Here is a 20,922-nt window from a genome sequence, read left to right as displayed (position 1 = left end):
TACCCCCGTCACGAGGCGACGCCCCTGTCACGGCGAGGCGACCGTCACGACGAGACCGGGGAGCCCGTCGGGGCGGACTGCGGACGGGAACGCATCTCGTCGGTGCACTCATAGCGCCGCGGCTTGCCGTCCTCCGGCCCGCCCAGCACCACGCCGCGGCCGCCGTCGGCCGCCGCGGTCCCCGCGAAGGTGCACACGAGCTGCGCCAGCGCGAACGGCGGCAGCTCGTCCGGCGACCGGCTCAGCCGCAGCGCCGCCGACGGGTCGCCGTCGCGCGGCCCCGAGACCGACAGCCCGGCGGGCACGTCCGTGGAGAACCCCGCCTCCTCCTCCGCCGCCAGCGGCGGCTGCCGCAACTGCTCTAGGAACGCGCCGGCCACCCGCACCGGGTCGCCTGCGGCATCGCCCTCCGGCAGCCGCAGCGTCCGGGTCACCGGCAGCAGTTGCGAGGCGCACACCAGGTACACCGAGACCGCCTGGCCATCGGCCGACGCGCTCTCCCCGCCGCCCGGCCGCACGACGCACGTCGCCCGCGACGGCGCGCTCCCCGCGTCCACCGGCACCGACGTCCCCCGAATCCCGCATCCGGCAAGCAGCCCCCCAGCCACGACCAGCGCCGACACCTTCGCCGCCCAGCGGGGCCTCTTGGGGGAGGGCGGCCGGACGCTGGGGCCCGTACCGCCCGTACCGCCCGTACCAGCGTCACGACCGCTTCCGGCGCTGCGGCCCGTACGACCGACAAGACCGATACGGCCGATACGGCCCGTACGAGCCACCATGCTCAGCCTCATCGGTCGCCGCCTTCCGTCGAACTCTTCCCCGGCCCCTGGGCCGGTCCTTCACCCGGCTCCTCGCCGCCGACCTCGTTACCGCTGTCGGCCGCCGCGCCCCGGCCGCCCCCGCCGGCAGCCCCTCCGGCCTGCTGGGAGGAGGCCGCGGCCCTGGCCGCGCCGTCCTCCCCGCTGTCGTCGTCCTCGTCCGGCGAGAGCCGGGACGCGTCGCGCGGCAGCGTGAGGGTGAATACAGCGCCGCCCAGCGGCGAATTGGCGGCGGAGATCTCGCCGCCGTGGATGTGGGCGTTCTCCAGCGCGATCGACAGGCCGAGGCCGCTGCCCTCGGAACGGGGCCGGGAGGCGCTGGCCTTGTAGAAGCGGTCGAAGACGTGCGGCAGCACCTCTTCGGGGATGCCCGGCCCGTGGTCGCGTACCTCGATGACGAGGTCGTCGCCGTCGGTGCGTACGGCGACGCGCACGGGGGAGCCGCCGTGCTTGAGGGCGTTGCCGATGAGGTTGGCGAGGATGACGTCGAGGCGGCGCGGGTCGAGGCGGGCGATGATGCCGCGGGCGGCGTCCAGTTCCACGGCGTCGAGCCAGGCCCGGGCGTCGATGCAGGCGGTGACCTGGTCCGCGACATCGACGGAGTCGAGGACCAGGCGGGCGGTGCCCGCGTCGAAGCGGGTGACCTCCATCAGGTTCTCCACCAGGTCGCCGAGGCGCCGGGTCTCGCTGACGACGAGTTCCACGGCGGGCCGGATCATCGGGTCGAGGGACTCGGCCTCCTCCTCCAGCACCTCGGTCACGGCGGTGATCGCGGTCAGCGGGGTCCGCAGCTCGTGCGACATGTCCGCGACGAACCGCCGGCTGGCCGCCTCCCGGGCGCTCAGCTCCTCGACGCGCTTCTCCAGCGACTCGGCCGTCTTGTTGAAGGTCCGCGACAGGTCGGCCAGCTCGTCGGTGCCGGACACCCGCAGCCGGGTGTCGAGCTTCCCCTCGCCGAGCCGCCGCGCCGCGTCGCCGAGCCGCTGTACGGGCCGCAGCACCGTCGACGCGGCGGCCTGCGCGAGCAGCGCGGAGCCGATCAGGGCCAGGCCTGTCGCGATCCCCAGCGACCAGGCCAGCGAGTTGAGGTCCTGCCGCTCGTTCTCCAGCGACTTGAGCAGATAGCCGGTCGGGCCGCCGCCGATCACCTTCGCGCCGCCCACCAGGTACGGCGTGCCGTCGAGCGTGATCCGCTGCCAGTACAGGTGGTACGGGTACCGGTTGGACTCGTCCACCGGCCGTTCCCGTACGACCGCCGCGCGCAGCGACTTCGGCACGACCTTCAGCGTGAACAGGTCGCGGTTCGAGGGCGCGGCGCAGTCCCCGCCGCCCTCCACGGAGCCGATCAGCAGCACCTCGTACTTCTGGGTGGTGTCCGCCATCCGGTCCGCGGCCTGCTGGAGCTCCGCGCAGGTCGGGGTGGGCGGCAGAGAGGCCGTGTTGTCCTGGAGGGACTTGCGGAAGTCGTCGAGCGCGGCGTCCTGGGTGCGGGTGAGGACCGCGTCGCGGTTGAGCCAGTACGCGATGCCGGACGCGGAGACCGCGGCGGCCAGCGCGACGAGCGCGAAGACCAGCATCAGCCGCAGCCGCAGGCTGAGCCAGCGCATGCTGCGCTGTACGAACTTATGGGCGGCGGCCCCCGGGCCTCGTACCCGGCCGGGCTCGTCCGTCACTGTGCTCAACTGTCCGTCCCACCGCTGTCCGCCCCGCCGCTGCCCGTGCCGGCACCGCCCGTGCCAGTACCGCCCGTGCCGGCATCGCCCGTGCCGGTACTGCCCGTGCCGGCATCGTCCGTGCCGGCACCGCCCGTACGGGCGTGGCCCCGGTATACCGTCGCCGTCCGCTTCACGAAGGCGTGTCCAGCCGGTAGCCGACGCCACGGACCGTACGGATCAGGGTCGGGGACGAGGGAACGTCCTCGACCTTGGCGCGGAGCCGCTGCACACAGGCGTCGACGAGCCGCGAGTCGCCGAGGTAGTCGTGTTCCCACACCAGCCGCAGCAACTGCTGGCGCGAGAGCGCCTGCCCCGGCCGGCGGCTCAGCTCCAGCAGCAGCCGCAGCTCGGTCGGGGTGAGCTGGAGATCCTCGCCGTTCTTGGTGACGGTCATGGCGGACCGGTCGATGACCAGCGACCCGAACGAGGCGGAGTCGCTCGACTCGCGCTCCCCGCGGCGCAGCACCGCGCGGATGCGGGCGTCGAGCACCCGCCCCTGCACCGGCTTCACCACATAGTCGTCCGCGCCCGACTCCAGGCCCACCACGACGTCGATGTCGTCGTTGCGCGCGGTGAGCAGGATGATCGGCAACTGATCGGTGCGCCGAATGCGGCGGCACACCTCAAAGCCGTCGATACCGGGCAGCATCACATCCAGCACGATCAGATCCGGGCGCTGCTCGCGCAGCATTTTCAGACCGTCCTCTCCCGTCGCCGCGGTCACCACACGGTGACCCTGGCGCGACAGGGAGAGTTCGAGGGCCGTGCGGATGGCGTCGTCGTCCTCGATCAGCAGCAGGTAGGGCACGTTGGTCATTCTGGACTAAGACAGGCTGGGAGTTCGACCGTAGAAGCGCTCCCACACAGCACCTCCCCTTGTGGTGCGCGGGTGACGGACGGCGGACGGGCCGGTTCCGTGCGCCCCCGCGGCAGGTGAATTCCCGGTGTCACGGCCCCGAGTGGCACCGCCGGGCGCCCTTGTGACGCGCCTGTGACAGACGCCGGACAGCGCGATGAAACTGGCCCGGCATTGTTTTGGCCATCGGACAGAACGACCGTCCGATACACCGACCGAACGAGCTGGCTCCAACGACGGGGGGCGCGACATGAACACACTGCACAGCACCACGACCAGCGCAGTCATTCGCACGCGCCTGCACGACGCCGTACGGAGCCCGGAGAAGTCCGGTGCCGTGAGCGGACGGGGGTGCGCTCGCGGCACCGGACGCGGACGGCCGCCGTACATGGTGGCCATCGACGCGACCGTGTACGGGGAGGCCGCGGGGGAACCGCGGGGGACCGGGACGCAGCGGAAGCCCGAACGGGCCGAGAAGACCGCCGAGACCGGGCAGCCGGACGCCGAAGCGGCCTTCACCGCCTACGTCCAGGAGCGCAGGGCCTCCCTGTACGCGACCGCGTACCACCTGACCGGCGACCGCTTCGAGGCGGAGGACCTGCTCCAGAGCGCGCTGTTCTCCACGTACCGCGCCTGGGACCGGATCACCGACAAGGCCGCGGTCGGCGGCTACCTCCGCCGCACGATGACCAATCTGCACATCAGCGCCTGGCGGCGGCGCAAGCTCAACGAATACCCGACCGAGGAGCTGCCGGAGACCGCCGGCGACCACGACGCGATGCGCGGCACCGAGCTGCGCGCCGTGCTGTGGCAGGCGCTGGCCCGGCTGCCCGAACTACAGCGCACGATGCTCGTGCTCCGCTACTACGAGGGCCGTACGGACCCGGAGATCGCGGAGATACTCGACATCAGCGTCGGCACGGTCAAGAGCAGCATCTGGCGTTCGCTGCGCCGGATGCGCGACGACGAGGCGCTGAGCCTCGGCCGTGACGAGGAAGAAGCCTTCGGCGAGCTGGTGGCCTGAGGAGGGGGAAACGGGGGCCCGAGGGGGAACCGGGAACGGGGGTTCACGGGGAATCACGGGGGATCGGGGGAAACAGAGGAGAAGAGGGGGGAACGGGGGATATCGGGGGAAAGGGGAGCGGGGCCGGACAGCCGGGGGGTCTGTCCGGCCCCGCTTCTTGCTGTGTTCCTCCTCAGGCGGTGCCTGTCGTCCCCGAGACGTTCATACCCATGTCCATGTCCATGCCCGCGGCCGTATTCGTGTCTCGCGTGTTCATGCAGGTTTTCTCGCGCCGTCCGGCCGCGGCGGAGGCGATCCGGCCCATGGCGGTGTCCTTGCCGCAGGCGTACGCGCCGAGCGCGGTGTGCCGGGCGACGATCGACCGCTCGGCGCGCAGCAGCCGCAGGCCGCGGCGGATCAGATAGGGGACGGGCTTGCGGCTCTCGCGCAGATCGCGCAGCAGCCGCCGGCGGAACGTGGTGGAGGGCCGGCCGCGCAGGCAGATGGCGTCGGCGAGGAGCCCCAGTTCGCGGCAGTCCTCGATGATGTCGGCGGCGAAGATGCCCTCGGCTATGAACAGCGGCGTACGCCCGATGTCGAGCTGTTCGGCGCCGCGCCGCGAGCTGGTGGCGATGTCGTACAGCGGTACGGACGTACGGGACGTACCGCACAGCTCGGCGATGGCCGCGACGGCCGCGGCGGAGTCCCACGAGAGCGGGGAGTCCCAGTCCGCGCCCTCGCCGCTCGCCAGTTGGGGGAGCGTGGGGTCGCCGATCTCCTTGTAGAAGTCGTCGAGGTTGAGCACGGGCAGCCCGGTGCGGGCGGCGAGGGACGACTTGCCGGAACCCGAGGGGCCGGTCAGCAGGATGACGCGGGTGCGGGGCAGGTGGGGGGTCACGGGTCACCAGTGTGCGGCATTGGTCCGGTCGGGGGAGTCCGAGGGCAGGGGAATGCGAGGATCGGCGTGGCTCAACTACGTTGGGTGCGCGATTGATTACAAGCCCCTACTTTCCGGCAGGTACCCATGGCCTCGTACGCACGCCACCGCGCCCGTCCCGCACGCTCCTCGCAACCCCTCCTGCCACGCGTCCTGCTGCGTGCCGGGCTGTTGAGCGTGACGGCGGGCGCGGCGTGCGCAGCGGGCGGCGCGACGGCGGCGAACGCCGCCGCCGTCCCGGACGCCGCCCCGCCGGAGGCGAAGGGCGTGCCCACCGCGGACGCGGGCACGGTCCTGGCGGCGGCGGTGCCGACCGGGCCGGTCACCAAGGCCCTGGGCAGCTCCTTGGGCGGCGGCGTCGCCCCCGTGAAGAACCTGCGCCTCGACCCCCTGGCCCGTACGGGCTCGGACCCGCTCAACAACGGCGTCGGCACCCAGATCGCGGACTTCAAGCCGGTCGGGACCAGCCTCCTGACCGGCCCGGTGACGGACGGCGGAGGCGTGAAGGACCTGCCGCTGGTGGGGCCGGTGGTGGATCTGCTGCCGGGGTGAGCGGTGGATCGGTGGGCGGCGGACCGGTGCGCGGCGGACCGGTGGAGGGCGGGCCGGCGCGCGGCGGGCCGGTGGGCGGGCGTCAGGGGGCGGGGTGGTCGGGGCCTCGGTTCAGCGAGGCTATGAGGCCGAGGACGCAGGCGCAGGCGAGGGTGAGGAGGGCCCAGCGGTAGCCGGTGGTGAGGGCGTCGATGGTGTGGGGGGCGAGGCCGTGGGCGGTGCCCGCGTAGGCGGCCTCCTTGACCGGGCCCGGCAGTTGGCTGGTGGCGATGGCCAGGGCGAGGGCGGTGCTGACGGCGTAACCGGCATTCTGGGTGGTCTGGCGTACGCCGTTGGCGATGCCGCGACGCTGGGCGGGGACCGATCCCATGATGGCGCTGGTGTTGGGAGTCATGAACAGGCCCACGCCGGCGCCGACGGCCAGCAGGCAGGCGGCGAGGACGGCGCTGTTCATGGCCGGGTCGATCAGCGCGGCCAGGGCGGACAGCCCAGCGGCCGTCAGGACGAGCCCGGCGCTGGACAGGGCGCGTGCGCTGAACCGCGCCCGGAGCCGTCCGGCGGCGGGGGAGACGGCGGCCATGGCCACGGCGACGTACAGGACGTGCAGTCCGGCCCGGTAGGCGGGCATGCCGGAGGCGGCCTGGAGGTAGAGCGACATGAGCAGCACGACGGCGAAGTACGCCATGGCCATGAGGAAGAGCGCGAGATAGGCCATGGCGCGGGCCCGGTCGGCGAACAGGCCCAGGTCGATGAGCGGGTGCCGGCGGCGGGCCTGGACGGCCAGGAAGAGCGGGGTGAAGACGGCGAAGAGGCCGAGGCCGGTGAGGACCGCGGGGCTGGTCCAGCCGAGTGCTCCCCCTTCGTTCAGGGCCAGGACGAGGCCGCCGAGGGCGAGCGTGGACAGGCCGGCGCCGAGGTAGTCGAAGGGCTCCCGGCCGGAGGCGACGGGGTCGCGGCGGAGCGTGAAAGCGGCCCAGAGCAGGCCGAGTACGCCGATGGGGACGTTGAACCAGAACACCGCGCGCCAGCCCAGCCCGGACGCCAGCGCGCCGCCGAGGGCCGGGCCGACGACCTGGGCGAGAGCGGCGACGGTGACGTTGACGCCGAGGGCGGTGGGCAGCCGGCGGGCCGGGAAGGCGTCGGTGATCAGGGCGGTGATGTTGCACAGCAGCGCGGCGGCGCCGACGGCCTGCACGCAGCGGAAGACGATCAGCCAGGTGACGGAGGGCGCGAGACCGCACAGCAGGCTGCCGCCCGTGAGCAGGGCGATGCCGGTCAGGTACATGCGGCGGCGGCCGACCAGGTCCGCGACCCGGCCGAAGACGAAGACCAGCACGGTGGTCACGAGCATGTAGGACAGCAGGGTCCAGGACGCGGCCGACGCGGAGGCGCCGAAGTGGCGGCCGACGGTGGGCAGGGCGACGTCCATGGTGGAGGTGTTGACCCCGGCGAGGAAGCCGCCGAGCCCGGCGACGACCTGCACCTGCCACAGCCGCGGCGTCGGGCCGCGCGCGGGCTCCCGGGCTGTGGCTCCCGTGCGGGTCAGCGGGGTGGTCATGTTCTTTCCTCCTTGTCCGGGGCGCCGGGCAGCGCCTCGGGGTCGAGACGGGCGAGGAGCGTTTCGCCGATGTCCGTGAGCTGGTCGCGGGCCTGGCCGGTCAGGGGACCGAGGACGTGCTCGCGCACGCTCGCCGCGTAGACGGGGGCCGCCCGCTCCACCCGCCGCAGCCCTTCGTCGGTGAGGACCGCCAGCCAGCCGCGCCGGTCGCCCGGCGGGACTTCGCGACGTACCAGCCCGTCCGCCTCCAACCGGCCCACGGCGTGGGTGATCCGGCTGGACTTGGAGTGGGTGAGCTCCGCCAGCCGGCTCATCCGCAGGGACCGCCCCGGCGCCCTGCGCAGTCGCCACAGGATGTCGAAGTAGCTGCGCGGCAGGCCCGCGGCGCGTTCCATGTCGGCGTCCAAGCGGGCGGTGGCCGCCTCCCAGGCGCGGTTGAAGGCGCGAAAGGTCCGCAGTTCGTCGGGGCTGAGCCAGCCGACTTGTTCGTCGCTCGTCATGTTTACTACAGTACTGGATACTACAGCGCTGTAGTAAACCCTCGCACAGTGGCCCCCGGCACCGCGAGAAGCCCGCCCCCACGACGAAGGAACCGCACGTGACGAGCATGATCCCCGCCCTGACCCCCGGCCGGACCGCGCTGCTGCTCATGGACCTCCAGCCCTCCCTGCTGCACGAACTCCCCGAGCCGGACCGCCTCTTGCGGAACGCCCAACGGGCCCAGCGCGCCGCCCTCGCGGCCGGCATCCGCGAAATCCACGTCCGCGTCGCGTTCACCGACGACGACCACGCGGCCGTGCCCGCTCACAACAAGGTGTTCGCGCCCCTGGCCGAGACCGGCGGCCTGGCGGCGGCGGAACGCGACAACGACGTCCACCCCTCGCTCAGGGAAGGGCGCGGGAGCGCGGACGTGCATACGGTCACCAAGACCCGCGTCGGCGCGTTCAGCACCACCTCGCTGGACGCGTTCCTGCGCGAACAGGGCATCGACACCCTGGTCCTGGCCGGCGTCATCACCAGTGGCGTGGTCCTGTCCACCGTGCGCGAGGCCGCCGATCGCGACTACCGCCTGTTCGTGCTGGCCGATGCCTGCGACGACCCCGATCCGCGGCTTCACCGCACGCTGATGGAGTCCGTCCTGCCCACCCAGGCCGACGTTCTCGGCGTCGCCGCCTTCGAAGACGCGGCGCGCCGGGCGGCGGCCCGCTGACTGTACGCGCCGACGGCTCGCGTGCCAGGCGGCGGCCCGCTGACCGTACGCCGGCGTCGGCCGAGCGACCGCGCCGGTCCCGGTTCCCGTGCGCAGGCCACCGTCCTGGCCACCGACCTCGCCACAGTCGAAACGCTGGTCCAGTCCCTGCCGCCCGAGGGCCGCCTGATGACCGAAGCCTTCTGGCCCGGGGCCCTCTCCCTCATCCTGCCCGCAGCGCCCTCCCTGGCCTGGAACCTCGGCAACACCGCCGGAACCGTCATGGTCCGCATGCCCGACCACCCGTTGGCCCTCGCCCTGCTGGACAGCTCAGGCCCCGTCGCCCAGTCCAGCGCCAACCTCACCGGCCGCCCACCCGCCACCAGCCTCGCCGAGGCCAGGGCCCAGCTCGGAGACACGGTCCACACGTACCTCGACGGCGGCCCGAGCGGGGCCGCGCCGTCCACCATCGTCGACTTCACCGCCGGTGACGGCGCCCCCGTCATCGTGCGTACGGGCGTGATCCCCCGCGCCGCGATCGAGGAGGTCATCGGCCGCACCGGGCCCGCCGCATGAAGCCATGGGCAGGAACAGGACGGGGAGGAACAGGACTGGGCGGACGGACCATTCGGCTCGGGTACCTCCTGAAGACGCGACGAACGTGTACGGCTCACCCGCCTTGAGGCGCATGACCGCCTCCCACTGGCCGTGGTCGAGCCACCGGAGACGCGGGTGAAGTCCTCGGGGTCGAAGGTGATCAGTACCGTCCGCACGGCGAGCCGCATCCAGGCCAGTGCGTGTGCCGGCGTATCCGCCGCACTCGTACAGACGTCGCCCGCCAGGTGGCTGACGTCGTCCGCTGGGTCCCACAGCGTGAACTCGCACCACCAGCCGACGCGGCCCATGGCAGCGGGCCGGTGCATCAGGCTTGTTCGCATGTTTCGCCTCCTTCCAGAGCGGGCGCTTTGAGGTGTGCTGCGCGTTCAGCACGCCGGTCACTCGTGGTGGATCGGCAACTGGGCCCAGACCGTCTTGCCGGTCCGGCGCGGGCGAACGCCCCACTTCTCCGCCAGGGCGTTGACGATCAACAGCCCGCGCCCGTCGGCGTCTTCGTCGCCGGGGTCCCTGAGCACGGGCATCCGCCACTGGTACGAGTCCGACACTTCGAGGATCAGGACGCCGCTCCGGCGTCTCAGCTCCACCTCGAAAAAATCGCCGATTCCCTTGGCGTGGACGACGGCGTTGGTCGTCAACTCGCTGACGACGAGTGACGCGTCTTCGATGAGGCCGCCGAGTTTCCACTCCGTGAGGAGTGCTTCGACGTGGTGGCGGGCTTCGGGGACCGAGTCCTTGCGGACTCGGAATCTCTTCGTGTTCGTGCGCCCGGACATAGGTCCCCCAAGGGTGGTGGGCAGGCGGAACTTGATCACCCAGCGTCCCAAGGTGAGCGCGAAGCGTGATGTAATTGAAGCTAGCCCCGTCGGGCAACAGAGTGCAAGTGGACGTCAATGTATGTTTGCAAGTCGCCCAGAGTGGCAACTCCCTGGCGGGTGCAGCTCGTTACCGTGCAGACTGGATGCGAAGAGCAGGGGAGGCATCGTGCCAGCAGGCGGGAAGCCCACAGTGCGTAGTCGGCGGCTTGGTGCCGCACTCAAGCGGTACCGTCTCGCCGCTCGGCTCGATCAGGAGCATGCCGCTGAGGCGCTCGGGTGCTCTATGGCGAAGATCAGTCGAGTCGAAGCGGGTATCAGCGGGTCCCGCGTGGGGGATGTGCGGGTTTTGCTGGACCTGTACGAGGTCGAAGACGCCAACATGCGCGTGCAGTTGGAACACCTCGCTCGGCAGAGCAACAAGCGTGGGTGGTGGCTCGACTATGCAGGAGTGGTCAGCGACGAGCACGCTGATTTGATCGCGCTGGAAACTGACGCGTCGTACATCCGCTCCTGGCAACCGCTCTTCGTGCCGGGGCTACTGCAAACCCCGAGCTACTTTCAGACCCTGATCGACGCGAGTCACACTGTCTACTCGCCAGAGACTGTCGAGAAGGGAATCGCGGTGCGCAGGGAGCGCGCACGAGTCCTCGAAGAGACCAGTGGGTCACACTTTGCGGCTGTCATCTGGGAGCCTGCCCTGACCGCCCCGATGCCGTCAACGAAGGTGCACCGTCAGCAGTTGGAGCACATCCTCAACGTGGCCCAGCGGCAGAACGTGACGATTCAAGTGCTCCCGTTTTCGGAGTGGGGTGCCGCGCACATGACCTCGCACTTCGTGATGTTCTCGTTCGGCCCCGAACCTGCCCCCGAAGCCGTCGCGTTCGACATCACGACCAGCACGGTAATTCTTGAGAACTTGGAGGACACGGCCAAGCATGCGCGCATCTTTGAAGCGCTCAGGTCGGCGGCCTTGAGCCCGGAGAAGAGCCTGGCCTTTCTCCAGAACGCCATAGGGAACATCCCGGAGAGTGAGAAAGAAGAGGCATGAAGAACCAGGAGATAGTGACCGCGTTCAAGAAGGCGAAGGCCTCGCAGGGGATCAACACGGACTGTGTTGAGGTGGCGCGTACGGCGGACGGGGGCCGGGCTGTCCGGGACAGCAAGAATCGCGACGGTGGCACCCAGTTCTACACGCCCACCGAGTGGGCCGCTTTCCTGGATGGGGTGAAGGCCGGGGAGTTCGACGACTGACTTGGATGTGCGTGCGGCACTGGGCCCCGTTCACGGCGACGAGCTGTGAGCGGGGCACAGTGTTGCAAGGGGTCGCCAGTGATGCATCCCCGGCGGGGGTGGTTAGGGGTTGTGTGGGGCGGTATTCGGTGTGGGTGGGTGCGGGTTTCGTCTCGGACCCTCCGGGTCCAGAGCGCCGGCAGCGGGAGGGAGGGGGCGGGGCCGGGGGCCGGTGCGCTGCCTGCGGCCCGGCTTGTGGCTGGGGTTCAAGCTGGCTCCGCTGCGCTACGCCGCTGGCTGCTGCCGCGATGAGGTGGGGGCGGGTTCTTCGGGCGCGGGTGCGTCTCGGGCCTGCGGCCCATCCGGAGGCGAAGCGAGGCGGTAAGGGGTGCTGTGGTTCGTTGGCTGCGGGCGGGATGACGGCCGGGGTCGGTGGTGGCGCGCTGCGCTGCGCCTCGTGCCCTTCCGCCCGGGGGAGTTGCGGCCCGTGGAAGAGGGGGTCACGCCTGTGGGAACGCAACTCTGACGGCGGGGGCGGCCGGTATGTCCGATGTGTCAGGTTTGATGTTCGACAGAGTGCGGTTGCCGCCCGATTCGGTGTCCCTAAAGGTGCTTTTGTCGGGTGGTAACCGCACTCTACCTGCCGGTAACCGGCTGCGTAGCGCAGCGGAGCCAGCTTGAACCTTGCCCGCCCGCCGGGCCGCAGGCAGTGCACCAGCCTCAGCCCCACCCCCTCCCTCCCGCTGCCGGCGCTCTGGACCCGGAGGGTCCGAGACGAAAGCCGCACCCACCCACGCCGAATACCGCCCCAGACAGCGAAGGCGTCCAAATCGAAGGGTCAGTTCGCGTCGACGTCCAGCACGATCTTGCCTCGGGTGTGGCCCGCCTGGATGGCTCGCCAGGCGTCTGCTGCCTCGGCCAGGGGGAAGGTGCGGTCGATGGTGACGGAGAGTTGGCCGGAGTCGGCCAGGGCGCGGAGGGCGCCGAGGTCGTCGGGGTTGGGGCGGGCCCAGACGTGGTGGCCGCCCTTGTCGGCGATGGTGGCGTCGACGATGGAGGCGACTCGGTCGGGGTTCTTGAGTACGTTCTGGGAGACGGCCACCGCGTCGCCGCCGACGAAGTCGAGCGCCGCGTCGACGCCGTCGGGGGCCAGTTCGCGCACCCGCTCGGTCAGGCCGTCGCCGTAGGTGACGGGCTCGGCGCCGAGCCCGCGGAGGTAGTCGTGGTTGCGTGCGCCGGCGGTGCCGATGACGCGCGCTCCACGGGCGACGGCGATCTGCACGCCGAACGAGCCGACACCGCCGGACGCCGCGTGGATCAGCACCGTGTCGCCCTTGCTGATGTCGAGCCGCTGGATGGCCTGATAGGCCGTCACCCCGGCCAGCGGCAGCCCGGCGGCCTGCGACCAGGTGAGGGACTTGGGCTTGCGGGCGAGCGTACGCACCGGGGCGGAGACGAGTTCGGCGTAACCGCCGTTCTGCGCCCAGTCCTTCCAGATGTAGCCCACCACCTCGTCGCCGACCTCGAACTCGGTGGCGTCGAAACCCCTGGCCTCGACGATGCCGGAGACTTCCCAGCCCGGGATGAAGGGGAAGTGCGTCTCCATGACGCTGTCGAGGTGACCGGCGGCGATCTTCCAGTCCCCTGGGTTGACGCCCGCCGCCTTGACCCGGACGAGGACCTCGCCCGGGGCGACCTTCGGGTCCGGTAGCTCCCTGAGCTCCAGGGCTTCCGGACCCCCGTACTGCTGCAACGCGATTGCCTTCATGCGCAGTGCCAACGGGCCGTACCGGAGGTGTATTCCGTTTTTTGGCCCCGCAGGGTCGACTACGGCCGCGGCCACCGTCTCTTCGCCAGTCCGCACCATCCGACAGGACGCGCGATGATTGACGGTGGCCGCACCCGCAGCGCTACGTCCGTACGTCTCCTACGTCCGTACGCCCCCTACGTCCGTACGGCCCCCATGGCCGTACGCCCCCTACGCCCCTCACGCCCCCATCGGGTGCCAGACCGTCTTCGTCTCCAGGAAGGCCAGCAGGCGCTCCGTGCCCGGGTCCGCGGACCAGTCGGCCGGTCGCGGGCGCAGGACGCGCTTGAGGTTGTCCGCGGCGGACGCCTCCAGTTCCTTGGCCAGTTCGGGGCCGGCCCCCGCCAGGTCGATGGCGTTGACGTCCTGGTGGGCCGCGAGCGGGGCGGCGATCTCGCCCGTACGGCCGGAGAGGACGTTCACGACGCCGCCCGGCACGTCGGAGGTGGCCAGGACCTCGGCCAGCGACAGCGCGGGGAGCGGGGACTTCTCGCTCGCCACCACGACCGCCGTGTTGCCGGTGACGATCGCCGGGGCGAGGACGGAGACCAGGCCCAGGAAGGAGGAGTCCTGAGGGGCCAGCACCGCCACGACGCCCGTCGGCTCCGGGGTGGAGAGGTTGAAGAACGGGCCGGCCACCGGGTTGGCGGAGCCGGCGATCTGGGCGACCTTGTCGGACCAGCCCGCGTACCAGACCCAGCGGTCGACGGCCGCGTCCACCTGGGCCGTCGCCTTGGCCTTGGAAAGGCCCTCGGCCTCGGCGACCTCCGAGACGAACTGGTCGCGGCGGCCTTCGAGCATTTCGGCGACGCGGTAGAGGACCTGGCCGCGGTTGTAGGCCGTGGCGCCCGACCAGCCGCCGAACGCCTTGCGGGCGGCGACGACCGCGTCGCGGGCGTCCTTGCGGGAGGAGAGGGGGGCGTTGGCGAGCCAGTCGCCCTTGGAGTCCGTCACCTCGTACACCCGCCCGCTCTCGGACCGGGGGAACTTGCCCCCTACGTACAGCTTGTAGGTCTTGAGCACGCTCAAGCGATCAGCCGACATTGAGGTACGCCTCCAGACCGTGGCGGCCGCCCTCGCGGCCGAAGCCCGACTCCTTGTAGCCGCCGAAGGGCGAGGCCGGGTCGAACTTGTTGAACGTGTTGGCCCACACGATGCCCGCCCGGAGCTTGTCGGCCATCCACAGGATTCGGCTGCCCTTCTCCGTCCACACGCCGGCGGAGAGCCCGTACGGCGTGTTGTTGGCCTTCTCCACGGCCTCGGCGGGCGTACGGAAGGTCAGCACGGACAGCACCGGGCCGAAGATCTCCTCGCGGGCGATGCGGTGGGCTTGCGTCACGCCCGTGAAGAGGGTAGGGGCGAACCAGTAGCCGGTGGAGGGGAGTTCGCAGGACGGGGCCCAGCGCTCCGCGCCCTCCGCCTCGCCCGCGTCGGCGAGTTCCCGGATACGGGCGAGCTGTTCGGGGGAGTTGATGGCCCCGATGTCGGTGTTCTTGTCGAGCGGGTCGCCGACGCGCAGGGTGCTCATCCGGCGCTTGAGGGCGTCCAGGATCTCGTCCGCGACGGACTCCTGGACGAGGAGCCGGGAGCCCGCGCAGCAGACGTGGCCCTGGTTGAAGAAGATGCCGTTGACGATGCCCTCGACGGCCTGGTCGACCGGGGCGTCGTCGAAGACGATGTTGGCCGCCTTGCCGCCGAGTTCGAGGGTGAGCTTCTTGTCCGTACCCGCGACCGTACGGGCGATGGCCTTGCCGACCTCAGTGGAACCGGTGAAGGCGACCTTGTCGACGCCGGGGTGCGTGACCAGCTCGGCGCCGGTGGAGCCGTCGCCCGTGATGATGTTGACGACACCCTTGGGGAGACCGGCCTGGCGGCAGATGTCCGCGAAGAAGAGGGCGGAGAGCGGGGTGGTCTCGGCGGGCTTGAGGACCACCGTGTTGCCGGCGGCGAGGGCCGGGGCGATCTTCCACGCCAGCATGAGGAGCGGGAAGTTCCAGGGGATGACCTGGCCGGCGACGCCGAGCGGGCGGGGGTCCGCGCCGAAGCCCGCGTAGGGGAGCTTGTCGGCCCAGCCCGCGTAGTAGAAGAAGTGCGCGGCGACCAGCGGCAGGTCCGAGTCGCGGGACTCGCGGATCGGCTTGCCGTTGTCGAGGGTTTCGAGGACGGCCAGCTCGCGCGAGCGCTCCTGGATGATGCGGGCGATGCGGAAGAGATACTTGGCGCGCTCCGCGCCCGGCAGCGCCGACCACTTCTCGAACGCCTTGCGGGCCGCCCGTACGGCCCGGTCCACGTCCTCGGCGGCGGCGTGCGCCACCTCGGAGAGGACCTCCTCGGAGGCGGGGGAGACGGTCTTGAAGACCTTGGCCCCGGCGGCCTCGGTGAACTCGCCGTCGATGAACAGCCCGTAGGAGGGCGCGATGTCGACGACGGAGCGGGATTCGGGGGCGGGTGCGTATGCGAAGGTCATGGGTGCCTCAGTCCACCGTCACGTAATCGGGGCCGGAGTAACGGCCGGTGCTGAGCTTCTGACGCTGCATCAGCAGATCGTTGAGCAGGCTCGACGCGCCGAAGCGGAACCACTCGCCGGTCAGCCACTCCTCGCCCAGGGTCTCGTTCACCATCACCAGGTACTTGATCGCGTCCTTGGTGGTGCGGATGCCGCCGGCGGGCTTCACGCCGACCCGCACGCCCACCGCGTCGCGGAAGTCGCGGACGGCCTCCAGCATCAGCAGGGTGACCGGCGGCGTGGCGTTGACGGCCACCTTGCCCGTGGAGGTCTTGATGAAGTCGGCGCCCGCGAGCATCGCGAGCCAAGAGGCGCGGCGCACATTGTCGTACGTCGACAGCTCGCCCGTCTCGAAGATCACCTTCAGGTGCGCGGCGGAACCGTCCGCGCGCCGGCAGGCCGCCTTGACCTGCTGGATCTCCTCGAAGACCGACAGATAACGGCCACTCAGGAACGCGCCCCGGTCGATCACCATGTCGATCTCGTCCGCCCCGGCGGCCACCGCCTCGGTCGTGTCGGCGAGCTTCACCGGCATCCCGGCGCGCCCGGAGGGGAACGCCGTCGCCACCGAGGCGACGTGGATGCCCGAGTCGCCCAGCGCGGCCTTCGCCGTGCCGACCATGTCGGGATAGACGCAGATCGCGGCCACCTTGGGGGCGCCGCGGTCGGTGGGGTCGGGGTTGACGCCCTTGGCGCACAGCGCCCGGACCTTGCCGGGGGTGTCCGCGCCCTCCAGGGTGGTCAGGTCGATCATCGAGATCGCCAGGTCGATGGCGTACGCCTTCGCCGTGGTCTTGATCGAGCGGGTGCCGAGGGCGGCGGCGCGGGCCTCCAGCCCGACCGCATCAACGCCCGGCAGTCCGTGCAGGAAGCGGCGCAGCGCGCCGTCGCTGGCGGTCACATCCGCCATCGAGGCCAGTCGCTCCGCGGCGTCGTTGCCGTGTGCGGGTACTACCGCAGGGGGTGCCATGGTCACCACCCGAGCATATCTACGCGCGTAGCGACCTGTCACCCCCTGGGGATGGCGATGTGACGGCCGCGGGAGGCGGGTGGGGTGTCCCTCGCGCCCTGGCCCGCGGGGCGCCCCCGGCCCGTACTTCTGTCGCCCGTGCTCCCGGCGCCCGTGCTCCCGGCGCTCGTGTTTCCGGCGCTCGTGTTTCCGGCGCCCGCGTCGTCCCTGCCGTCGTGCCCCTGCCGCCCGTGTCGTCCCTGCCGTCCGCGTCGTCCCTGCCGTCCGTGCCCCTGCCGTCCGCGTTCCCGTCGCCCGGGCGGGTGCCGTCGGCCGTATCGATGCCGTACCGCAACGTCCGGTTTCCGGACTGTCAGGCAGAATCGGGCGCATGACGACCCCGGACGACGCACCCAAGCCCTCGGACGACCAGCGGGAGGCCGCGTATGCCGAGCGCTGCTACCGCTCACCGGCGGCGATCGGGGCGGGGGTGCTGCTGCTCGCGCTCGGGGGGTGGCTGGGGATCGACGCGGCGGTGCGGGGGGCGGGCCGGACACCGTGGCTGGCGGTGGCCGGGCTGCTGTTCGTGGTGCCGCTGGTGGTGGCGTACACGGTGCGGCCCGCCGTCTGGGCCGGTCAGGACCGCATCCGGGTGCGGAACCCGTTCCGTACGATCGTGCTGCCGTGGGCCGCCGTCGAGGCGGTGCGCGCCGGGTACTCCAGCGAGATCTTCGCGGGCGGCACGAAGTACCAGATGTGGTCCATCCCGGTGTCCCTGCGCGCGCGCAAGCAGGCCGCCCGCCGGCAGGTACGGGCCTCCCTCGACGACTCCTCGCAGCAGACCTCCCCGCACGCCCCGCTCGGCGGCAAGCCGTTGCGGTCGCCCGCCGACCAGGCCATCGACGAGATCCGGGAACTCTCCGAGCGCAACGCCTCGCGCGAGGGCGCGCAAGGGGCGCCGCACGTGAAGTGGGCCTACGAGATCATCGCCCCGGCCGTGGTGGGGTTCGTGGCGCTGGTGGTCATCTACCTGGTCGGCTGAGGTCGGGAGCGGGCGGTGGAGCCCGTACCCTACGGCGCGCTCGGCCACACCAGGGCCATGTACGCGCCGAGGTACGCCGAGCACAGCGCCGCCCCGCCCAGCACCAGCAACGCCGTACGGCGCTTCGCCCGGGCGATGGCCACCGCGAACGGCAGCAGCAGGGGGAAGCCCGGCAGCAGGAACCGGGCGCGGGGGAAGTACACGCCGCCGCTGCACAACACGATCACCAGCAGCGTGCCCGTGAAGATCAGCAACGGCGGCGGCTGCCGGCGCGCCACGCACACCGCGTACAGCCCCGCCGACAGCATGATGACGAGCGAGACGACGACCAGGAACAGCTCCGGACGAGCCTGATAGGTGAGCGTCTCGCGCAGCGAGCGCAGCGTCTCGACGCCGCCGTCGATCTGGTTCGTCCACGTCCGCTGGACCGCGAAGTAGCCGTCCCAGCGGCCGAGCCGCACCGCGACCCAGACGAGGTAGCCGAGCCAGCCGAGCGGGGCCAGGACGCAGCCGGTGACGACGCGGGCCATGCTCGCCGCCGGGGGGTTTCCTGTGCCTGCCGCCGGGGGGCCACCTGCGCCTGTCGCCGGGACGCTTTCCGCGCCCGTCGCGCGCTCCCGGCGCGCCCTGCGCAGCGTCAGCAACGCGCTCACGGTCACCGCCGCCGCCAGCGCCACCCCCGTGGGGCGGGTGAGGCCCGCGAGGAGCGAGAGGGACCCGGCCCATACCCAGCGGCCCGTCAGCACCGCGTACAGCGACCACGCCGCCAGCGCCGTGAACAGCGACTCCGTGTAGCCCATCCACTGCACCAGCGCGACCGGCGTCACGCCCCACAGCACCGCCAGGACCACCCCCACCCGGCGCCCGTACAGCCGGTCGCCGACCGCGAACACGCCCCACGCCGCCAGCAGCGAGGCCGTCACCGACAGCGCGAGGCCCGTGCTCGCCCGGTGCCCCGGCGGCAGCGGGTGCGCGAACGCCTTCACCAGGAACGGGTACAGCGGGAAGAACGCCAGGTTGCAGGTGTTACGGGCGCCCGTCAGCACCTCGTCGTAACCCCGATTGGCGATGCCCAGGTACCACCGCGAGTCCCACTGGTTGGCGAGCTGCGGCCACAGGCCGTGGCCCTTGAGATGCGCCCACTTCGCGAGCACCACGACGCCGAGCAGCCGTACCGCCACATAGCCGAGCAGCGCCGGGGCCGCCCGCCGCAGCGCCCGCCGCGAACGGTGCCGCGCCCCATCCCGTACGGGCCGCAGCGCGATGCCCTCCGCCGCCGGCGCCACGGGCGGCGCGAAGGCGGTCGGAGGCACTTCGGCGGCTCCTGACGGCGGGCTGGAAGACACCCGTCCAGGCTTTCGCCCACCCCTCGCGCGGCGCCGGGCCGGGTGCGACAGGTGCAGTACGGATGTCACCCGTACGGGCGGGAGGCCCCTGGTTTGAGAACCGGGGGCCTCCTAATAGCCGACGTAACGGAATCTCAGATACCGGCTGCTTCAGAGAGGTCCGCCTTGATGGCCGTGAGCGTCGTCTCCGCCGTCGTACGCGCCTGGTTCAGCGCCGCCGCCGCGTCCACCGGGACGACGACCTCCAGATAGCACTTCAGCTTGGGCTCCGTACCGCTCGGCCGGACGACCACGCGCGCCGATTCCACCCCGGCGTCACCCGCCAAGTGGTAACGCAGCCCGTCGGTCGGCGGCAGCGACGCCGTGCCCTCGCTCAAGTCCTCCGCCGACACCACCGGCAGCCCCGCCAGGGCGGTCGGCGGCTGTTCGCGCAGCCGCCGCATCGCCGCCGAGATCACCGACAGGTCCTCCACCCGCACGGAGAGTTGGTCCGTGGCGTGCAGGCCGTACCGTACGGCGATCTCGTCCAGCAGATCCGTGAGCGTACGGCCCTCCTCCTTCAGTTCCGACGCCAGCTCCGCGATCAGCAGGGCCGCCGTGATGCCGTCCTTGTCGCGTACGCCCTCCGGGTCCACGCAGTAGCCCAGCGCCTCCTCGTACGCGTACCGCAGCCCCGGCGTGCGCGCCAGCCACTTGAAGCCCGTGAGCGTCTCCTCGTACGGGGTGTCCGTCGGCGCCGCCGCCGCGATCCGTGACAGCAGCGACGACGACACGATCGTCGTGGCGAACGTGCCGCGGGCCCCCTTGCGCACCAGGTGCTCCGCCAGCAGCGCGCCCACCTCGTCGCCCCGCAGCATCCGCCAGTCCGCTGCCGTGGAGGGCGCCGGTACGGCCACGGCGCAGCGGTCCGCGTCCGGGTCGTTGGCGATGACGAGGTCCGGGGCGACGCGGCGCGCGGTCGCGAACGCCAGGTCCATGGCGCCGGGCTCCTCCGGGTTGGGGAACGCCACGGTCGGGAAGTCCGGGTCCGGGTCCGCCTGCTCGGGCACGACGGTCGGGGCCGGGAAGCCGGCGCGGGCGAAGGCGGCGGTCAGGGTGGTGCGTCCGACGCCGTGCATGGGCGTGTAGACGACGTTCGCGCCGCGGGGGGAGCCGGGGGTCAGGACCGCGTCCGTACGCCGCAGATAGGCGTCCACGACGTCGTCGCCGAGGACCTCCCAGCCGGAGTCCGGGCGGGCCACGCCGGCCAGCGCGCCGACCGCCGCGATCCGGTCCGCGATCTCCGCGTCGGCGGGGGGCACGATCTGGGAGCCGTCGCCCAGGTAGACCTTGTAGCCGTTGTCGCGGGGCGGGTTGTGGCTCGCGGTGACCTCGACGCCGGCGACCGCGCCGAGGTGGCGGATGGCGAAGGCCAGGACGGGGGTGGGGAGGGGGTGGGGGAGCAGGGCCGCTTCGAGGCCCGCTCCGACCATGACGGCGGCGGTGTCGCGGGCGAAGTCGGCGCTTTTGTGGCGGGCGTCGTAACCGATGACGACGGTTTTGCCGGTGTGGCCTTGGGCTGTGAGGTAGGCGGCGAGGCCGGCGGCGGCGCGGATGACGACGGAGCGGTTCATGCGCATGGGGCCGGCGCCTAGTTCGCCGCGGAGGCCGGCGGTGCCGAACTGGAGGGTGCCGCTGAAGCGGGCGGTCAGTTCGGTGAGGTCTTCGGCCTCGATGAGCTTGGCGAGTTCGTCGCGGGTTTCGCTGTCGGGGTCCTCGGCGAGCCACGCCTTGGCTCGGGCGATGAGGTCTGTCTCCACGGGGGCTCCTCCGGAGTGGGATCGGTTGTTCTTGCGTTGCCGGGTGTGTACGTGTGCGTGTGCGTGCGGGTTCGGGTGCGGGTGCGGGTGGGTTTGGGTTCCGGTTTGGGTGCGGGTGGGGTGTCGGGTCGGACGGGAAGGCCGCCGCGGCCCGCCTGCCGTACCGCGACTCGCTGCCGCTG

Annotated in this window: 20 protein-coding genes; 7 read left to right on the top strand and 13 right to left on the bottom strand. The window is 71.7% G+C overall.

Features of this window, described 5'->3' with window-relative positions:
- Positions 1-44: 44 nt before the first annotated feature.
- From IF55_RS26320 to afsQ1, 3 genes are all read right to left on the bottom strand, one after another.
- Positions 45-791, bottom strand: a complete 747-nt coding sequence (locus IF55_RS26320) for a hypothetical protein (protein ID WP_245661422.1) — start codon at positions 789-791, stop codon at positions 45-47.
- Positions 788-2,425, bottom strand: a complete 1,638-nt coding sequence (locus IF55_RS26315) for a sensor histidine kinase (protein WP_048832497.1) — start codon at positions 2,423-2,425, stop codon at positions 788-790. Before IF55_RS26315 ends, IF55_RS26320 begins: the two co-directional genes overlap by 4 nt.
- A gap of 238 nt (positions 2,426-2,663) precedes the next feature.
- A complete protein-coding gene (gene afsQ1, locus IF55_RS26310) occupies positions 2,664-3,341 on the bottom strand; it encodes a response regulator transcription factor (protein ID WP_211270041.1) in 678 nt (225 codons plus the stop codon).
- A gap of 298 nt (positions 3,342-3,639) precedes the next feature.
- Between afsQ1 and IF55_RS26305 the strand changes: the two genes are divergently transcribed.
- On the top strand, positions 3,640-4,413 hold the full coding sequence (locus tag IF55_RS26305; protein WP_030887260.1) for a SigE family RNA polymerase sigma factor: 774 nt from the start codon (positions 3,640-3,642) through the stop codon (positions 4,411-4,413).
- Between the two features lie 172 nt (positions 4,414-4,585).
- Here IF55_RS26305 and IF55_RS26300 read toward each other — a convergent pair whose 3' ends face one another.
- Entirely contained in the window at positions 4,586-5,290 is a 705-nt protein-coding gene (locus IF55_RS26300; protein ID WP_245661420.1) for an ATP-binding protein, read from the bottom strand.
- Between the two features lie 126 nt (positions 5,291-5,416).
- Between IF55_RS26300 and IF55_RS26295 the strand changes: the two genes are divergently transcribed.
- Positions 5,417-5,881, top strand: coding sequence for a hypothetical protein (locus IF55_RS26295; protein WP_048832468.1), 465 nt, complete (start codon positions 5,417-5,419; stop codon positions 5,879-5,881).
- Positions 5,882-5,963: 82 nt separating this feature from the next.
- Here IF55_RS26295 and IF55_RS26290 read toward each other — a convergent pair whose 3' ends face one another.
- Positions 5,964-7,439 carry a DHA2 family efflux MFS transporter permease subunit gene (locus tag IF55_RS26290; protein WP_048832466.1) on the bottom strand — a complete coding sequence of 492 codons (1,476 nt, stop codon included), beginning with the start codon at positions 7,437-7,439 and terminating at the stop codon, positions 5,964-5,966.
- Positions 7,436-7,939 carry a MarR family winged helix-turn-helix transcriptional regulator gene (locus IF55_RS26285; RefSeq protein WP_048832464.1) on the bottom strand — a complete coding sequence of 168 codons (504 nt, stop codon included), beginning with the start codon at positions 7,937-7,939 and terminating at the stop codon, positions 7,436-7,438. Before IF55_RS26285 ends, IF55_RS26290 begins: the two co-directional genes overlap by 4 nt.
- 107 nt (positions 7,940-8,046) lie before the next feature.
- On the opposite strand from IF55_RS26285, the gene IF55_RS26280 reads away from it, so the two are divergent.
- Both IF55_RS26280 and IF55_RS26275 read left to right on the top strand, forming a co-directional pair.
- A complete protein-coding gene (locus IF55_RS26280) occupies positions 8,047-8,649 on the top strand; it encodes a cysteine hydrolase family protein (protein WP_030887244.1) in 603 nt (200 codons plus the stop codon).
- 21 nt (positions 8,650-8,670) lie between these two features.
- Entirely contained in the window at positions 8,671-9,204 is a 534-nt protein-coding gene (locus IF55_RS26275; protein ID WP_051776202.1) for an L-threonylcarbamoyladenylate synthase, read from the top strand.
- A 419-nt stretch (positions 9,205-9,623) separates the two neighbouring features.
- Here IF55_RS26275 and IF55_RS26270 read toward each other — a convergent pair whose 3' ends face one another.
- Entirely contained in the window at positions 9,624-10,019 is a 396-nt protein-coding gene (locus IF55_RS26270) for an ATP-binding protein (protein WP_030887239.1), read from the bottom strand.
- A 208-nt stretch (positions 10,020-10,227) separates the two neighbouring features.
- On the opposite strand from IF55_RS26270, the gene IF55_RS26265 reads away from it, so the two are divergent.
- Positions 10,228-11,109 carry a helix-turn-helix domain-containing protein gene (locus IF55_RS26265; protein WP_030887236.1) on the top strand — a complete coding sequence of 294 codons (882 nt, stop codon included), beginning with the start codon at positions 10,228-10,230 and terminating at the stop codon, positions 11,107-11,109.
- Positions 11,106-11,312: a DUF397 domain-containing protein gene (locus tag IF55_RS26260; RefSeq protein ID WP_030887233.1), complete on the top strand. Its 207-nt coding sequence runs from the start codon at positions 11,106-11,108 to the stop codon at positions 11,310-11,312. Before IF55_RS26265 ends, IF55_RS26260 begins: the two co-directional genes overlap by 4 nt.
- An 817-nt stretch (positions 11,313-12,129) precedes the next feature.
- Here the strand turns inward: IF55_RS26260 and IF55_RS26255 are convergent.
- The 4 genes from IF55_RS26255 to deoC form a co-directional block, all read right to left on the bottom strand.
- Positions 12,130-13,059, bottom strand: a complete 930-nt coding sequence (locus IF55_RS26255) for an NADP-dependent oxidoreductase (protein ID WP_030887231.1) — start codon at positions 13,057-13,059, stop codon at positions 12,130-12,132.
- Between the two features lie 219 nt (positions 13,060-13,278).
- Complete coding sequence (locus IF55_RS26250; RefSeq protein ID WP_030887228.1) at positions 13,279-14,142, bottom strand: aldehyde dehydrogenase family protein; 864 nt, start codon at positions 14,140-14,142, stop codon at positions 13,279-13,281.
- Positions 14,132-15,565 (bottom strand): aldehyde dehydrogenase family protein, encoded by a 1,434-nt coding sequence (locus IF55_RS26245; RefSeq protein WP_030887225.1) that lies wholly within the window; start codon positions 15,563-15,565, stop codon positions 14,132-14,134. The genes IF55_RS26250 and IF55_RS26245 overlap by 11 nt, the downstream gene beginning before the upstream one ends.
- A gap of 7 nt (positions 15,566-15,572) precedes the next feature.
- Positions 15,573-16,574: a deoxyribose-phosphate aldolase gene (deoC, locus tag IF55_RS26240; RefSeq protein ID WP_030887223.1), complete on the bottom strand. Its 1,002-nt coding sequence runs from the start codon at positions 16,572-16,574 to the stop codon at positions 15,573-15,575.
- A gap of 370 nt (positions 16,575-16,944) precedes the next feature.
- Between deoC and IF55_RS26235 the strand changes: the two genes are divergently transcribed.
- The gene (locus IF55_RS26235; RefSeq protein ID WP_030887219.1) at positions 16,945-17,595 is read left to right on the top strand and encodes a PH domain-containing protein; all 651 of its coding nucleotides are present in this window, start codon (positions 16,945-16,947) and stop codon (positions 17,593-17,595) included.
- Positions 17,596-17,624: 29 nt separating this feature from the next.
- On the opposite strand, the gene IF55_RS26230 is transcribed toward IF55_RS26235, so the two are convergent.
- Positions 17,625-18,908 carry a glycosyltransferase family 39 protein gene (locus IF55_RS26230; RefSeq protein ID WP_157854480.1) on the bottom strand — a complete coding sequence of 428 codons (1,284 nt, stop codon included), beginning with the start codon at positions 18,906-18,908 and terminating at the stop codon, positions 17,625-17,627.
- Between the two features lie 167 nt (positions 18,909-19,075).
- Positions 19,076-20,740: a phospho-sugar mutase gene (locus tag IF55_RS26225; protein WP_030887211.1), complete on the bottom strand. Its 1,665-nt coding sequence runs from the start codon at positions 20,738-20,740 to the stop codon at positions 19,076-19,078.
- Between the last annotated feature and the right edge of the window lie 182 nt (positions 20,741-20,922).

Origin of the sequence: Streptomyces varsoviensis (genome assembly GCF_000718635.1) — a bacterium.
GTDB classification, from domain to species: Bacteria; Actinomycetota; Actinomycetes; order Streptomycetales; family Streptomycetaceae; genus Streptomyces; species Streptomyces varsoviensis.
The sequence above is the reverse complement of the archived record's forward strand: the minus strand, read 5'-3'. Positions and strand labels throughout refer to the sequence as shown.

What these genes read in the sequence shown, in the direction of transcription:
- deoC (WP_030887223.1), bottom strand. Translation starts at nt 16,574, where the DNA reads ATGGCACCCCCTGCGGTAGTACCCGCACACGGCAACGACGCCGCGGAG.
- IF55_RS26245 (WP_030887225.1), bottom strand. Translation starts at nt 15,565, where the DNA reads ATGACCTTCGCATACGCACCCGCCCCCGAATCCCGCTCCGTCGTCGAC.
- IF55_RS26255 (WP_030887231.1), bottom strand. Translation starts at nt 13,059, where the DNA reads ATGAAGGCAATCGCGTTGCAGCAGTACGGGGGTCCGGAAGCCCTGGAG.
- IF55_RS26290 (WP_048832466.1), bottom strand. Translation starts at nt 7,439, where the DNA reads ATGACCACCCCGCTGACCCGCACGGGAGCCACAGCCCGGGAGCCCGCG.
- IF55_RS26320 (WP_245661422.1), bottom strand. Translation starts at nt 791, where the DNA reads ATGAGGCTGAGCATGGTGGCTCGTACGGGCCGTATCGGCCGTATCGGT.
- IF55_RS26250 (WP_030887228.1), bottom strand. Translation starts at nt 14,142, where the DNA reads ATGTCGGCTGATCGCTTGAGCGTGCTCAAGACCTACAAGCTGTACGTA.
- IF55_RS26295 (WP_048832468.1), top strand. Translation starts at nt 5,417, where the DNA reads ATGGCCTCGTACGCACGCCACCGCGCCCGTCCCGCACGCTCCTCGCAA.
- IF55_RS26270 (WP_030887239.1), bottom strand. Translation starts at nt 10,019, where the DNA reads ATGTCCGGGCGCACGAACACGAAGAGATTCCGAGTCCGCAAGGACTCG.
- IF55_RS26235 (WP_030887219.1), top strand. Translation starts at nt 16,945, where the DNA reads ATGACGACCCCGGACGACGCACCCAAGCCCTCGGACGACCAGCGGGAG.
- IF55_RS26260 (WP_030887233.1), top strand. Translation starts at nt 11,106, where the DNA reads ATGAAGAACCAGGAGATAGTGACCGCGTTCAAGAAGGCGAAGGCCTCG.
- IF55_RS26285 (WP_048832464.1), bottom strand. Translation starts at nt 7,939, where the DNA reads ATGACGAGCGACGAACAAGTCGGCTGGCTCAGCCCCGACGAACTGCGG.
- IF55_RS26280 (WP_030887244.1), top strand. Translation starts at nt 8,047, where the DNA reads ATGATCCCCGCCCTGACCCCCGGCCGGACCGCGCTGCTGCTCATGGAC.
- IF55_RS26305 (WP_030887260.1), top strand. Translation starts at nt 3,640, where the DNA reads ATGAACACACTGCACAGCACCACGACCAGCGCAGTCATTCGCACGCGC.
- IF55_RS26315 (WP_048832497.1), bottom strand. Translation starts at nt 2,425, where the DNA reads ATGCGCTGGCTCAGCCTGCGGCTGCGGCTGATGCTGGTCTTCGCGCTC.